This window comes from Stenotrophomonas sp. 107298_Sma, from assembly GCF_056480345.1.
The window spans coordinates 3147023-3159934 of the sequence record NZ_CM151094.1; the positions used below are offsets into that span (position 1 = coordinate 3147023).

General features: G+C 66.6%; 15 protein-coding genes. 7 read left to right on the top strand and 8 right to left on the bottom strand.

Annotation, left to right across the window (positions count from 1 at the left end; genetic code table 11):
* Positions 1-4 precede the first annotated feature (4 nt).
* The 3 genes from ACZK2G_RS14790 to ACZK2G_RS14800 form a co-directional block, all read right to left on the bottom strand.
* Entirely contained in the window at positions 5-1042 is a 1038-nt protein-coding gene (locus tag ACZK2G_RS14790) for a LacI family DNA-binding transcriptional regulator (RefSeq protein WP_046984369.1), read from the bottom strand.
* Between the two features lie 148 nt (positions 1043-1190).
* Entirely contained in the window at positions 1191-1466 is a 276-nt protein-coding gene (locus ACZK2G_RS14795) for a BolA family protein (protein ID WP_046984370.1), read from the bottom strand.
* Positions 1463-1762 carry a YciI family protein gene (locus ACZK2G_RS14800; protein ID WP_478475590.1) on the bottom strand — a complete coding sequence of 100 codons (300 nt, stop codon included), beginning with the start codon at positions 1760-1762 and terminating at the stop codon, positions 1463-1465. Before ACZK2G_RS14800 ends, ACZK2G_RS14795 begins: the two co-directional genes overlap by 4 nt.
* 361 nt (positions 1763-2123) lie before the next feature.
* On the opposite strand from ACZK2G_RS14800, the gene ACZK2G_RS14805 reads away from it, so the two are divergent.
* From ACZK2G_RS14805 to ACZK2G_RS14815, 3 genes are read left to right on the top strand one after another with little or no spacing between them, the layout of a single operon-like run.
* Complete coding sequence (locus ACZK2G_RS14805; RefSeq protein WP_046984371.1) at positions 2124-3029, top strand: segregation and condensation protein A; 906 nt, start codon at positions 2124-2126, stop codon at positions 3027-3029.
* Positions 3030-3042: 13 nt separating this feature from the next.
* Entirely contained in the window at positions 3043-3918 is an 876-nt protein-coding gene (gene scpB / locus ACZK2G_RS14810; protein WP_478473721.1) for an SMC-Scp complex subunit ScpB, read from the top strand.
* Positions 3911-5590 (top strand): pseudouridine synthase, encoded by a 1680-nt coding sequence (locus tag ACZK2G_RS14815; RefSeq protein WP_046984373.1) that lies wholly within the window; start codon positions 3911-3913, stop codon positions 5588-5590. The genes scpB and ACZK2G_RS14815 overlap by 8 nt, the downstream gene beginning before the upstream one ends.
* Before the next feature lie 115 nt (positions 5591-5705).
* On the opposite strand, the gene ACZK2G_RS14820 is transcribed toward ACZK2G_RS14815, so the two are convergent.
* Positions 5706-6494, bottom strand: a complete 789-nt coding sequence (locus ACZK2G_RS14820) for an AraC family transcriptional regulator (RefSeq protein ID WP_046984374.1) — start codon at positions 6492-6494, stop codon at positions 5706-5708.
* A gap of 90 nt (positions 6495-6584) precedes the next feature.
* On the opposite strand from ACZK2G_RS14820, the gene ACZK2G_RS14825 reads away from it, so the two are divergent.
* Positions 6585-7739: an MFS transporter gene (locus ACZK2G_RS14825; RefSeq protein WP_426355562.1), complete on the top strand. Its 1155-nt coding sequence runs from the start codon at positions 6585-6587 to the stop codon at positions 7737-7739.
* Positions 7740-7817: 78 nt separating this feature from the next.
* Here ACZK2G_RS14825 and ACZK2G_RS14830 read toward each other — a convergent pair whose 3' ends face one another.
* On the bottom strand, positions 7818-8225 hold the full coding sequence (locus ACZK2G_RS14830; protein WP_012511621.1) for a hypothetical protein: 408 nt from the start codon (positions 8223-8225) through the stop codon (positions 7818-7820).
* Positions 8226-8578: 353 nt separating this feature from the next.
* Between ACZK2G_RS14830 and ACZK2G_RS14835 the strand changes: the two genes are divergently transcribed.
* Positions 8579-8872, top strand: a complete 294-nt coding sequence (locus ACZK2G_RS14835; protein WP_046984376.1) for a hypothetical protein — start codon at positions 8579-8581, stop codon at positions 8870-8872.
* On the opposite strand, the gene ACZK2G_RS14840 is transcribed toward ACZK2G_RS14835, so the two are convergent.
* The 3 genes from ACZK2G_RS14840 to ACZK2G_RS14850 form a co-directional block, all read right to left on the bottom strand.
* Positions 8859-9293: a hypothetical protein gene (locus tag ACZK2G_RS14840; RefSeq protein WP_046984377.1), complete on the bottom strand. Its 435-nt coding sequence runs from the start codon at positions 9291-9293 to the stop codon at positions 8859-8861. The two genes, ACZK2G_RS14835 and ACZK2G_RS14840, sit on opposite strands and share 14 nt — an antisense overlap.
* A 103-nt stretch (positions 9294-9396) precedes the next feature.
* Positions 9397-10209: an amidohydrolase gene (locus ACZK2G_RS14845; protein WP_478473724.1), complete on the bottom strand. Its 813-nt coding sequence runs from the start codon at positions 10207-10209 to the stop codon at positions 9397-9399.
* A 13-nt stretch (positions 10210-10222) separates the two neighbouring features.
* Positions 10223-11371 carry a pyridoxal phosphate-dependent aminotransferase gene (locus ACZK2G_RS14850; protein ID WP_005410338.1) on the bottom strand — a complete coding sequence of 383 codons (1149 nt, stop codon included), beginning with the start codon at positions 11369-11371 and terminating at the stop codon, positions 10223-10225.
* 201 nt (positions 11372-11572) lie between these two features.
* On the opposite strand from ACZK2G_RS14850, the gene ccmA reads away from it, so the two are divergent.
* Both ccmA and ccmB read left to right on the top strand, forming a co-directional pair.
* Positions 11573-12187, top strand: coding sequence for a heme ABC exporter ATP-binding protein CcmA (gene ccmA, locus ACZK2G_RS14855; RefSeq protein ID WP_414490363.1), 615 nt, complete (start codon positions 11573-11575; stop codon positions 12185-12187).
* Positions 12184-12879, top strand: a complete 696-nt coding sequence (ccmB, locus tag ACZK2G_RS14860; RefSeq protein ID WP_014647762.1) for a heme exporter protein CcmB — start codon at positions 12184-12186, stop codon at positions 12877-12879. Before ccmA ends, ccmB begins: the two co-directional genes overlap by 4 nt.
* The last annotated feature ends 33 nt before the right edge of the window (positions 12880-12912 follow it).

Sequence of the window (12912 nt, forward strand, 5' to 3'; positions counted from 1 at the left end):
GGCTTCAATGGCCCGATGGCGGAGTGGTGGAATCGCGAACTATCAAGCGGGGAACCAGGGTCTGCTTGTCCCCTGTCCCGTCCGTGGAGGTGCCGTCCATCAACTGCAGCAGGCGCGTCATGGCCCGGTCGCCGAGCTCGGCGATGCTGACCTGCATGGTGGTCAGCGACGGGTGGACGAAACGCGCCAGCGGAATGTCATCGAAACCCGCCAGCGCGACATCGGACGGGACCTGGACACCGGCCTGCGTGAACGCATACAGGCAGCCCAGGGCCATCATGTCGTTGGCCGCGAATACGGCATCGGGCAGCGCTCCGGCTGCCAGCAACTCCTGACCGGCGCGGTGGCCGGAAGCTTCGTCGAAATCACCGGGCAGCTCGATGCCTTCGGCGCCACTGCCAAAAGCCGCCAGCGCGTCACGGAAGCCACGCAGGCGCTCGCGCGCGTCGAAGTTGAGGTCCGGGCCAGAAATGAAGGCGATGCGGCGGTGACCGGCCTCGAGCAGGTGGCGGGTCATCGCCATCGCACCAGCATGGTCGTCGATGCTCAACACCGGATGGTCCTGACCGGGCAGATAGGTGTTGATCAACACCGTCGGCAACGACTGCGGCAGGTTGTCGGTCAGGAAGCCCGGACTCTCGGCATAAGGCGAGAGCACCAGCAGGCCATCGACGCGGCCGCGCATGGCGCGCAGGGCGGCGCCCTGCTGTTCCTGGTCGCCGTGGTAGCTGGACACCAGCAGGTGCTGACGACGGCTACGGGCAACGTTGTCGATGCCGCGCATCAACTCGGAGAAGAATTCACCGTACAGGTCCGGCAGCACCACCCCCACCGTATTGGTGCGGCGGCTGCTCAGGCTGCGGGCGGCGGCGTGCGGGGTGTAACGCAGCCGTGCGGCCACCTCCAGCACAAGCTGGCGGACCGGTTCGGCGACATTTTCATGCCCGTTGAGCGCGCGGGAAACCGTGGCCACGGAGACCCGGGCTTCGCGTGCGACGTCTTTGATTGTGATAGCTGCCTTGTTCACGAAGCCGCCCTCCACGGCTTGGACCTACCAGCATTGGCGCGGAATGTAAGCGTTTCCATCTGGGCTTGTAAACAGTCCGTTAGGCGAATGTCCCGAAATGGACATGGAAATCTGTCTGCGCCGGCCCCTGCGGGGACCGGCCAGGACAGCGTGGGACAAGGCCTCAGCCCTGTTCTGACGGGGTCAGCGCACGGATGGACAGCGCGTGGATATCGGTCTCCATCATCGCTCCCAGCGCGGCGTAGACCGCGCGGTGACGGGCCAGCGGGCCCAGCCCGGCGAACCGATCACTGACCACATGCACGTTGAAATGGCCACGACCGTCGCGGGCGCCGGCATGGCCAGCATGGCGATGGCTGTCGTCCTCGATTTCGAGCACGATCGGGGCCAACGCTTGCTGCAGCGCATCACGAATCCGCTCGATCCGTTCCGCGTTCACGGCAGCACCTTGCGGAACGGCCGCACCTGCACCTGGGTGTAGACACCTGCCGCCACGTAGGGGTCGGCATCGGCCCAGGCCTGCGCCTGCGGCAACGAATCGAACTGGGCAATCACCACCGAGCCACTGAAACCGGCCGGGCCCGGGTCTTCGCTGTCCACCGCCGGGCAAGGCCCGGCCAACAGCAGGCGACCTTCGTCGCGCAGCGCGTGCAGCCGCGCCAGGTGTTCCGGCCGCGCCTGCAGTCGTTGCGCCAGGACATCCTGGCCGTCATACCCTTCGATCACATACCACACCGGCATTTCCTCGCTCGCGTTGTCGGTGCGCTGATTCTAGCCAATGCGGCCCCTGCCCCGGCCGCAGCTGGACACTGGCGCGGCAAAGGCTTACTCTAGACTCCATTGCACGTGGCTGGATGCAGCAGCCCGTCGGTTTTTGCGGCCAACGCAGCCCCCGACGACCGTCCCGCTGTTTCAAAGGGGCCACGTAGACGACCTCCCCGTAGTCCCGTCGCTGCCGTTCCCTGCGGCGCGTCCTGCTGTTTGATATGTGTGGAAGCGCGCCGATCCCGGCGTGTCTGGTGCCCTGGGGCTCCGTGGCGTTGGCCCGGTGAACCCGGTGCCGCGACTGGTCCGTTGCAATCCTGATGTCCATTAGATGACTTCCGAACTCGCGCTCGACGCGAACCCGCCAACCCGGCCGCCCGCCCCCCAGCAGCAGGAAATGCCGCTGGCCGTGGTGCATGGGCAACCAGTCCTGCAGATTCCGCAGGACCTGTACATCCCGCCGGATGCGCTGGAAGTCATCCTGGATGCCTTTGAAGGCCCACTGGACCTGCTGCTGTACCTGATCCGCCGGCAGAACCTGGACGTGCTGGACATCCCCGTGGCCGAGATCACCCGGCAGTACGTGGAATACATCACGGTGATGCGCGAGCTGCGTTTCGAGCTGGCCGCCGAGTACCTGGTGATGGCCGCGATCCTCGCCGAGGTGAAGTCGCGCATGCTGCTGCCGCGCCCGGTCAGCGAGGAAGGCGATGAGGCCGACCCGCGTGCCGAGCTGGTACGCCGGCTGCAGGAGTACGAACGTTTCAAGCAGGCTGCCGAGGACATCGACGCCCTGCCCCGCCAGGACCGCGATACCAGCCTGGCCCACGCCTTCATGCCCGAACGGGCGACGGTGAAGCTGCCGCCGCCGGTCGACCTGAAGGAAATGCTGATGGCCCTGCACGACGTGCTCAAGCGCGCCGAGCTGTTCACCGGCCACGCGATCAAGCGCGAGGCGCTGAGTGTCCGGCAGCGCATGGGTGAAGTACTCGGCCGGCTTGAAGACGGCAAGTTCTACCGCTTTGAAGGGTTGTTCACCGCGGAAGAAGGCAAGCTGGGCGTGCTGGTCACGTTCCTGGCGGTGCTGGAACTGGCCAAGGAGCAGCTGCTGGACATCGTCCAGGAAGAACCGCTGGCGCCGATCTATGTGAAGTCATTGGCCGCCGGCAACACCAACGCCCCGCTGCAGTTCAGCAGCGAGTTCGACGACAACGACGCCGCCAATGCCAACGAGTGAGCGCTGACTGCCGATGGATCAACCGCTGATCGACCGCATTGTCGAAGGTGCGCTGCTGGCTTCCAGCCAGCCGCTTACCCTGGCCCAGCTGAAGGACCTGTTCCCGGAAGAGGAACCGGCACCGCCGGGCAGCATCGAACGTGCGCTGGAACGCCTGCGCGACGCCTGCGAAGGCCGTGGCGTGGAACTGGTCGAGGTCGCCTCAGGCTTCCGCTACCAGGTCACCGGCGAAGTACACGGCTGGATCAGCCGGCTGTGGACCGAACGCAAGACCCGCTACACCCGCGCCACTTTGGAAACCCTGGCGCTGATTGCCTACCGGCAGCCGATCACCCGCGGCGAGATCGAACAGGTGCGCGGCGTGGCGGTCAGCAGCAACATCATCCAGGCGCTGGAAGAACGCGAGTGGATACGCGTGGTCGGGCACCGCGACGTGCCTGGCAAGCCGGCGTTGTTCGGTACCACCAAGGGCTTCCTGGACTACTTCGGCCTGAAGCGACTGGATGAACTGCCGCCGTTGTCGGAACTGAAGGACCTGGGCGAACTGGAGCCGCAGCTGTCGCTGGACCGCGATGCGCCGCCCCGGGCTGGCGCCGAAGGCCCCGATGTTTCGGCCGGTGGTCACGATGACGCCGCCAATGATGACGCCGGCCTGGCCGGCAGTAACACCCCCGATTCCGCCGATGCAGCCCCTGCCTCGGCCTCCGATGAGCAAGCACCTTCGCCCTTCGATGATGGGCATCCCGATTCCGCGCCGGGCGAGCGCGCGGTGCCAGTGAACGAACGCGAAGACAACGCCGTCGCGATGACGACCGTGGCTGTTGACCAAGCCGATTCCGAACCAGAGGCCGACCTCGAAACCGTCGGCCGGAGCAAAACTGATGAGTGACACCCCCCGTAACAAGCTCTCGCTGAAGCGCGAAGCCACCTCCGAACAGTTCAAATTGGAAGAACGCCTGCACAAGGTCCTGGCCCAGGCCGGCCTCGGCTCGCGCCGCGCGCTGGAACAGCGCATCGCCGAAGGCCTGGTCAAGGTCAACGGTGAAGTCGCGCAGACCGGCATGTCGGTCAAGAGCGGCGACAAGATCGAGCTGGACGGCCGTGGCTTCGTCGCCACCGCCCTGGCCGAGCCGTCGCGCGTGTTGGTCTACAACAAGCCGGAAGGCGAAGTGACCACCCGCGAAGACCCCGAAGGCCGCCCGACCGTGTTCGAATCGCTGCCGCCGCTGAAGGGCGCGCGCTGGATCGCGGTCGGCCGCCTGGACATCAATACCACCGGCCTGCTGCTGGCCACCACCGACGGTGAGCTGGCCAACGCCATGATGCACCCGTCGTTCGAGGTCGAGCGCGAGTACGTTGTGCGCGTGCGTGCCCCGGAAGGCGAAGAGAAGGTCTCCGACGCCATCATCGACCGCCTCGGCCGCGGCGTGGCACTGGAAGATGGCCCGGCCAAGTTCGATGAGATCGAACGCATTGGCGGCACCGATTCGCACGACTGGTTCCGCGTTGTGGTGAAGGAAGGCCGCAACCGCGAAGTGCGCCGCCTGTGGGAATCCCAGGGTTGCCAGGTCAGCCGCCTGAAGCGCACCCGCTACGGCAAGGTTACCCTGCCGCGCGAACTGGCCCGCGGCCATTCGGTGGAGCTGGGCAGCGCCCAGGTCGAAGCCCTGCGTGCGCAGCTGAAGCTGGAAGAAGGCGCGCCGTCGGCGCTGACCCTGCAGCCGGTGATCGGCCAGCGCCGCGCCGCCAAGACCACCGTGCGCGTGCGCGAAGGTGGCCGTGGCAATGCCTACGTCAACGGCCACAACACTGCCGATGAAGGTCGCGAGCTGCGTCGTTTCGACAACGTCCGCGAAGACCGCGGCCGTGGTCGTGGCGGCAAAGCAGGCGGCGGCTTCAAGGGCGGCCTGACGGTCAGCGGTGAAGCCGCAGCCAAGCAGTCGCAGAAGCCGTTCAAGCAGCGCGCACAGAAGAACGACCGCTCGTTGCCGGAAGGCAACCCGGCGGCATTCCGTACCTGGTATGTGCCGGACGGTGTCAGCACCGGCCCGAGCGGCCACCGCAATGCCGGTCCGGGTGCTCGTGGCCCCGGCGCACGCGGTCCGGGCGCAGGCGGCCAGGGTCGTCCATACGGCAAGCCGAAGGGTCCCGGCGCAGGCGCCGGTGGCGGCCAGGGCCGTGGCGGTTTCGGTGGTGAAGGCCGTGGCGCCGGTGGCGGCCAGGGCCGTCCGGCCGGTGCCGGCAACCGCTCGCAGGGCCAGGGCAACAAGCACCCGTACGGCCATCCGGGCAACGCCCCGAGCTTCCCGTCCGACCACGCCAATCCGGGCTTCAACCCGTATGGCAGTGCGCGTCCGGCCGGCAACGGTCGTCCGGGCGGCAACGCCAATGCACGCCCGGGCGGCAACCGCGGCGCAGGTGGCCCCGGTGGCAACCGTGGCCCGGGCGGTCCCGGCGGCAATCGTGGTCCCGGCGGCCCGGGTGGCAACCGTGGCCCGGGTGGCCCCGGCGGCAACCGTGGCCCCGGCGGCCCGCGCCGCAGTGGCCCGCGCGGCGGCTGATCGCTGACGCGAGCGACATGAAAAACCCCGGCTCCGGCCGGGGTTTTTCTTTAAAAAGGGGACGGAGGGGATTAATTCGTTTTTGCCACGGTGTGTATCGAAGGGGCGAAAACGACTAATCCCCTCCGTCCCCTTTTGCGTGGCGCTGGAAAGCGGCGGGCGTAGTGCCGGTCATGCTGCGGAAGAAGGCAATGAACGGGCTCTCGGCGGAGAAGCCGGTGTCCTGGGCCACATGCGCGACGCGATGGCCGAGCAGCAGCAGCTCCATGGCCCGCATCAGGCGCCATTGCTGGCGCCAGGCCTGATAGCTCATGCCGGTATCGCGTTGCATCAACCGACCGACGGTACGCGCGCTCAGGCCTGTGCGCGCGGCCAGCTCCCCCAGTTCGGGCGGCAGCTGTTCGGCCAGCGGCAGGCAACGTGCAATCCGCGGATCACGCGGTAAAGGCAGGTCCATCGGCGCCACCGGTGCAGCGGCGATCTCCAGCACGCACAACCCCAGTTGATGGTGCGCGCGCGGCGACTGCCAGTCATGGTCGAACGGTGCCTGCGCGATCGGCTCCAGCAAGGCCTGCAGCAGCGGGCCTACGCCGATGATCGCCGGCTGCCGGGGCAGCTGGGCCGACAGGGTGGCGTCGAAGTACAACGAACGGTAGTCGACCGCTTGGCGCATCTGCGCGCGATGGCGCAGCCCACCCGGAATCCACGCTGCGCGCGCGGGCGGCAGCAGGCTGATGCGATCACCATAGGTCAGGCGCGTACAGCCCTGTCGGGTGTACAGCAGCTGCGCGCGTGCGTGCTGGTGCCAACCCGAATCGTGATCCGCCAGTGAGGCCGCGATCCCCAGCACCGGAGCGCTCCAGGCATCGGCGTCGAAGTGCGCGTCCGGCTGCAACCAGGCCATGTCTGATTTCATACATTCGATGACAGGATAGACAGGGTGCGCCATTGCGGACGCGACCACAATGCGCGGCCCCGTTCCTGGAGCGCCCGCATGTCGCGTCGCCTGTTGTTGCTCGCCATTGCACTGCTGATGTTTCCGCAGCTGGCACAGACCCTGTACAGCCCGGCCCTGGCCGATCTAGCCATACGCTTCGCCTTGCCGCCGAGTGCCGCCAGCCAGGCCATGAGCCTGTACCTGTTCGGCTTCGCTGCGGGTGTGCTGCTGTGGGGGCGCCTGGCCGATCGTATCGGTCGTCGCCCCGCCCTTCTCTGTGGCCTCGGCGTTTTCGCAGTGGCTGCATTGGGCGGCCTGATGGCTGGCAGCTTCGGCCAGGTGCTGCTGGCCCAGGCATTGGCCGCAGTCGGCGCCGCCGCTGCTTCGGTGGTCACCCAGACCGTGCTGCGCGACCATCTGCAGGGGCCGGCGTTGGCGCAGGCATTCTCCTGGATCGGCATGGCGTTGGCCCTGAGTCCGGCCATCGGTCTTGCACTGGGCACGCTGCTGGTCGCCGCCAATGGCTATGTCGGCGTACAGTCCGGCCTGCTGCTGATTGCTGCCCTGCTGGCAGTCGCATGCCTGGCAGGGCTGCGCGAAAGCCGCCCTGTACAGATCCCGCACACGCCCATGCTGCCGCTGCTGCGGGAACTGCTGCGCGATCGCTGGATCTGGTCACACGCGTTGCTGGTGATGGCCTTCAACGTCGCGATGTACAGCTGGTATGTACTCGGCCCCTTCGTGTTTGCGCGCCTGCACTGGCCAGCCACCTGGTTCGGCGCCAGCGGCGCGGTGCTGGCACTGGGTTCGGCATTGGGCGCGTGGGGCAATGGGCGCCTGCTGCGTGCAGGCGTTGCCACAACCACGCGCATCCGCATCGCCGCAGGACTGGTTCTTACGGGAGGCCTGCTGGCCGCGTTGCTGCATGATCACCCGGCCCTGGTCGCGGCGATGGTGCCGGTGGTGACGGGCTTCGGCCTTGCCATTCCCAATGTGCTCGGCCAGGCCCTGCGCGGCTATCCACATTGTCTCGGCAGCGCAGGCGCGCTGTTCGGCCTGCTCTACTACCTGTTGATCGGTGCGGCAATGGCACTGGCCGGTGCAGTGCAGCTGCTGGCACCGACCCTTATCGTGTGTGGCCTGCTGGCCTTGTGGCTGCAACGGGACAGGGCAGTTGACGGCGGAAGGCCTGGTTGTGGATCGCAACGGTGAAGGAGCCGGTCCCGCTGCCATAAGGGCAGCAGAGGCCCCGGGGGTTACGCCCCGGGGCCTGGGTCAGCGGACAATCGATTACTGCACGTTGATCACTTCGTCCATCGGCGCAAGGAAGTTGCCAGGGCTGTTGCGCGACGCCGAGATCACATAGGTCCCGGGTGTTGCGATGGTCGCGGTGCAATGGCGAATCGGCGTGGTGTTGCCACCGTCGTAATTGTCATTGGTACGGCACAGGAACTGACCATTGGCATAGACCGAGAAATTACTCGTTCCATCCACCTGGCCGCCGCCTGTGATGTAGATCTCCGATGGCGAGCCGGCCACACGCGGCAGGGTCCCGATCTCGAACCTGGCCGTCACCGGATGCGGTAACAGGCTAGGACAGGACACAACGATGCCGCTGTCGGACAGGCAGACTTCGGCGTGGGCGATCGCGGGTGTGGCGATGAGGGCCACGAGCAGCACGGACGTTCTGAACTCCATTCCAGCGTCTCCAATGATCCCAGCAGAATCGCTGGGACGTCCCTGTTAGGCATTGCGGGGTTACTGCAAGGTCAAGGAAATGTAAATGCACTGCGTGCCCACAGCATCGGATGGGTGCAGGATCCCCTCTGGGCGGTGCGTTGCACGCCTGTACTGCTGCTGGCACCCATCCCTTCCCGATGGCTTCATGTCGATGCAGGATGCTCACCGCCGCGCGGCACTTTCCCTGCGCATCTTGACGTTCACAGCTCATGTTAGGAATTGCTGCAAACACGGGGCATTGTGCGCCACGCACGGAATTCACATCAGGGCGCTGGCTATCGTGCGTGCTCTCCCGCACAAGGCAGATGCCCATGATCACCATCACCGCCGAACAGGCCCGCGCCAACGCCGATGCCGCCAAGCGCCCGATCGAACAGTTCTACCGCGACCTCGACAACTCGATCCAGATCGGCTCGGAAAATGGCCGCCGCTATATCGTGTTCGGCTTCAGCCAGGTGATGGCCAGCGAGCAGCTCGTCGAAGACGTGGTCGCACAGCTGCTGAAGAATGGTTTCGGTGTCGAACGGTTGTTGAGCGATTCCGAACAGCACTACATCCGGATCAGCTGGGATGGCGCAGCGCAGCGCCGCCTCAACGCCGGCTGAGGGTGAACGCGGTACCGTCCACGCCCAGGTCCCAGCCCTTGCCGGTACCGGACAGGGCCAGTGAGATGTCGCCCTTGGTCATCACCTGCGCATTGCTGGATTTCATCGCACCGGCATGTGCACCGACCGATGCGTAGGTGCCCAGTAGCTGATCGATGCTGATCGCGCCGGTGAAATTGCCGCGCCCGTTGGTGATCTTCGACTTGCCCACGGTCAGGCCGCCCCCCTTCATCTGGATGCGCACCGGCATGCTGGCGCCGTTGCTGCAGGTGACAGTGCCATTGCCGGAGGCAGTCTTGTAGATCAGCGACCAGCCGGACAGGTTGTAGTGCAGCTCGCAATCGAGGTTGCCGGCAGCGTGCGCGGCCGGGGCGAGCGATGCGGCAGACAGGGCCAGCAGCAGGGCGAAGGGCTTGTTCATGGCGGGACTTCCCGTTCGGTCGGACTGGCGGCGAATCTAGCAGCGCGCGCGTGCAGGTTGAATGCAGGCGCGCGCGCTGGTGCGGCAGCGTTCAGGCCGTCGCTCAGGCCTGTTCGTCCAGATGGAAGGCATCGGCATCAAGCATGGCCGGGAAGCGCGCGCGGTGTGCGGCCAGCGCCTCGGCCGAAATGGTGGTGGTGACCACCTGTTCGCGCTCGCGGATCTCCACCTGAGGCTGCCCCAGGAAATCCAGCACCGCGCTGTCACCTGCGTAGTGCAGCTGGTTGCCATCGACGCCGACACGGTTGACCGCAGCAACGAAGCACAGGTTCTCGATCGCCCGCGCACGCAGCAGGGTCCTCCATGCATAGGCGCGTGCCGACGGCCAGTTGGCGACGAAGATCTGCAGGTCGAAATCCAGCTGCTGCGGACGCTCCACGTTGTAGCGGTTGCGGCAGAACACCGGGAAACGCAGGTCGTAGCAGACCTGCGGATTGATCCGCCAGCCCTTCCATTCCACGCTCAGGCGCTCGCGACCGGCCGAATAGCGCTCGTGCTCGCCGCCATAGCGGAACAGGTGGCGCTTGTCGTAGTACTGCAGCTCGCCGTCGGGCGTGGCGAACAGCAGACGGTTGTAGACGCCCTCGCCCTCGCCCTCGCGCAACTGCACGCTGCCGATCACCGCCGCGTTCAAGGCCCTGGCCTGCTCGCGCACCCAGGCCACGGTCGGGCCATCCATGCCTTCGGCCTGGGCGATGGCCTCGTTGGAGAAGCCACTGGTGAAGGTCTCCGGCAGGATCACCAGGTCGGTGCTGCCGGCCAGCGGCGCCAGCAACGCACCGTAGTAGGCACGGTTGCCAGTCGGGTCGTGCCAGCGGGTGTCACCCTGGACGAGGGAAATGCGCAGGTCCTGCATGTTCAAGCCTCGCTCAGAGCAGGCGCAGGCGTTCGATCGCCGCGTCCATGGTCGCTTCATTCTTGGCAAAGCACAGGCGCACCAGGCGCTGACCAGCCGGCGGATTCTCGTAGAACGGCGACAGCGGAATGGCGGTGACGCCCTTCTCGATGGTCAGCCACTTCACGAACTCATGGTCCGGCAGATCGCTGATGGCCGAGTAATCGACCAGCTGGAAATAACCTCCCGGCACCGGCAACGCCTTCAATCGGGTGCCGGCCAGCTGCTCGCGGAAGCGGTCGCGCTTGGCCTGGTAGAACGCGCCCAGCTCCAGGTGGTGTTCGGGTTCATCGCGGATCATCGCGGCAAAGCCGTACTGCGCCGGGCCGAAACTGGTGAAGGTGTTGTACTGGTGCACCTTGCGGAATTCGGCGGTCAGCGCCGGCGGTGCGATCGCGTAACCGATCTTCCAGCCGGTGCAGTGGTAGGTCTTGCCAAAGCTGGAGATGACGAAAGCGCGCTCACGCAGTTCCGGATAGCGCAGCGCCGATTCGTGGCGGCGGCCATCGTAGATGATGTGCTCGTACACCTCATCGGAAATCAGGTAGATCTGCGTGCCACGCAGCAGCTCGGCCAGCGCCTGCATGTCCTGCGCCGACAGCATCGCGCCGGACGGGTTGTGCGGGGTGTTGACGATCAGCATGCGGGTGCGCGGGGTGATGGCCGCGCGCACGCGGTCCCAGTCGACGGCGAAGGTCTGCGGATCCAGCGACACATGCACCGCCTTGGCGCCGGCCAGGTCGATCGCCGGCTCGTAGCAGTCATAGGCCGGGTCGAGCACGATCACTTCCTCGCCGGCCCGCACCACGGCGTGGATGGCGTTGAAGATGGCCTCGGTACCGCCACTGGTGACAGTGATCTCGCTGTCCGCATCCACCTGCGCGCCGTAGCAGTCCAGCGCCTTCTGCGCGATGGCCTGGCGCAGCGGCGCCACACCGGTCATCGGCGGGTACTGGTTCAGCCCGGCGGCCATCGCCCTGGCGGTCTCGTCGATCAGGCGCTGCGGCGCCGAAAAATCCGGAAAACCCTGGCCCAGGTTGACCGCGCCGTGTTCGGCAGCGAGCTGGGACATCACGGTGAAGATCGTGGTACCGACCTTGGGCAGCTTGGTGTTCGGTTGCATCGGCCTGGGGATATGGGGAGACAGGCCCCTGAGTTTACGCAATCCCTGCTTCGGTGGTGCCGGCCGCTGGCCGGCAACCTCGGACAATCTGCGACGCTTGGTCGCGCCTGCCGGCCAGCGGCCGGCACTACCGTATGCATTCACCGCTACAATTGCCGCCGCACTCCGGCATGAAGACCCTGCCCCTTGAACACCCCTGCATTGCTGGCCGCCAGCGGCCTGAGCTTCTCCCGCAATGACGAGCCGGTGTTCGGCCCGCTGGACTTCCATGTGGACGCCGGCGAGGCGCTGCTGGTGCAGGGCGGCAATGGTGCCGGCAAGACCACCCTGCTGCGCGTGCTGGCCGGCCTGGCCCGGCCCGGTGCCGGTCAGGTGCGGATCGACGGCAAGCCGGCCAGCAATGCCGAGCGTGCACGCTATGTGGCCTACCTCAGCCACCTACCGGCGCTGAAGCCGGACCTGGATACGCTGGAGAACCTGCATTTCCTGTGCGGCCTGCACGGTCGCCGCGCGCGGCAGATGCCCGGCAACGCGCTGGCCATCGTTGGCCTGGCCGGCTACGAGGACACTCTGGTGCGGCATCTGTCGGCCGGACAGAAGCGGCGTCTGGCACTGGCACGCATCTGGCTGTCGCCGGCGCCGTTGTGGCTGCTCGACGAACCCTATGCCAACCTCGACCTGGAGGGCATCACCCTGGTCAACCGGATGATTTCCGCGCATCTGCGTGCCGGCGGCGCTGCACTGGTCACCACCCATGGCGCCTATGCCGCACCGCCGGTGCGTACCCGCCAGCTCGACCTCGGCGGTGCTGCATGATCGCGCCGGGTACCGAACCGGGCCTGTGGCAGACCGCAGGTGCGCTGCTCAGGCGCGACCTGCGCCTGCTCTGGCGCCGTCGCGGCGACGCATTGCAACCGCTGCTGTTCGCGGTACTGGTGGTGGTCCTGTTCGCGCTCGCCCAGGGCCGCGAACCGCAACTGCTGGCCGCCACCGCCGGCGCAGTGCTGTGGCTGGCGGTACTGCTGGCCGGCCAGCTGTCACTGGATTCACTGTTCCGCTCCGATGCCGAAGACGGCTCGCTGGAACAATGGCTGCTGGCGCCGGTGCCACTGGCCTGGCTGGTGCTGGTGCGCGTGCTGCTGCACTGGGCCACCACTGCGCTGCCGCTGATCGTGGTCAGCCCGCTGCTGGCCGAAATGCTGCATCTGCCGCATGACCAGCTGCCGATGTTGCTGGCATCGTTGCTGCTGGGAACACCGTTGCTGAGCCTGATCGGTGGCGTGGTCGCAGCACTGACCGTAGGCATCCGGCGCTCTGGTATTCTCGTAGCGTTGCTGTCGCTGCCACTGTACGTGCCGGTGCTGGTGTTCGGTGCAGGCAGTCTGGCAGCGGCCGGACGCGGACAGGATCCGGTCGGTGCGCTGCTGATGCTGGGCGCCGGCCTGCTGGTCGCGCTGGTGCTGGCTCCGCTGGCCACCGCTGCTGCAATACGTATTTCTCTGAGTTGACCGAGCTGAGAGCCAATCCACCCCTGCTGGATA

What these genes read in the sequence shown, in the direction of transcription:
- ACZK2G_RS14820 (WP_046984374.1), bottom strand. Translation starts at nt 6,494, where the DNA reads ATGGCCTGGTTGCAGCCGGACGCGCACTTCGACGCCGATGCCTGGAGC.
- ACZK2G_RS14805 (WP_046984371.1), top strand. Translation starts at nt 2,124, where the DNA reads ATGACTTCCGAACTCGCGCTCGACGCGAACCCGCCAACCCGGCCGCCC.
- ACZK2G_RS14840 (WP_046984377.1), bottom strand. Translation starts at nt 9,293, where the DNA reads ATGAACAAGCCCTTCGCCCTGCTGCTGGCCCTGTCTGCCGCATCGCTC.
- ccmB (WP_014647762.1), top strand. Translation starts at nt 12,184, where the DNA reads ATGATCGCGCCGGGTACCGAACCGGGCCTGTGGCAGACCGCAGGTGCG.
- scpB (WP_478473721.1), top strand. Translation starts at nt 3,043, where the DNA reads ATGGATCAACCGCTGATCGACCGCATTGTCGAAGGTGCGCTGCTGGCT.
- ACZK2G_RS14815 (WP_046984373.1), top strand. Translation starts at nt 3,911, where the DNA reads ATGAGTGACACCCCCCGTAACAAGCTCTCGCTGAAGCGCGAAGCCACC.
- ACZK2G_RS14830 (WP_012511621.1), bottom strand. Translation starts at nt 8,225, where the DNA reads ATGGAGTTCAGAACGTCCGTGCTGCTCGTGGCCCTCATCGCCACACCC.
- ACZK2G_RS14850 (WP_005410338.1), bottom strand. Translation starts at nt 11,371, where the DNA reads ATGCAACCGAACACCAAGCTGCCCAAGGTCGGTACCACGATCTTCACC.
- ACZK2G_RS14845 (WP_478473724.1), bottom strand. Translation starts at nt 10,209, where the DNA reads ATGCAGGACCTGCGCATTTCCCTCGTCCAGGGTGACACCCGCTGGCAC.
- ACZK2G_RS14825 (WP_426355562.1), top strand. Translation starts at nt 6,585, where the DNA reads ATGTCGCGTCGCCTGTTGTTGCTCGCCATTGCACTGCTGATGTTTCCG.
- ACZK2G_RS14835 (WP_046984376.1), top strand. Translation starts at nt 8,579, where the DNA reads ATGATCACCATCACCGCCGAACAGGCCCGCGCCAACGCCGATGCCGCC.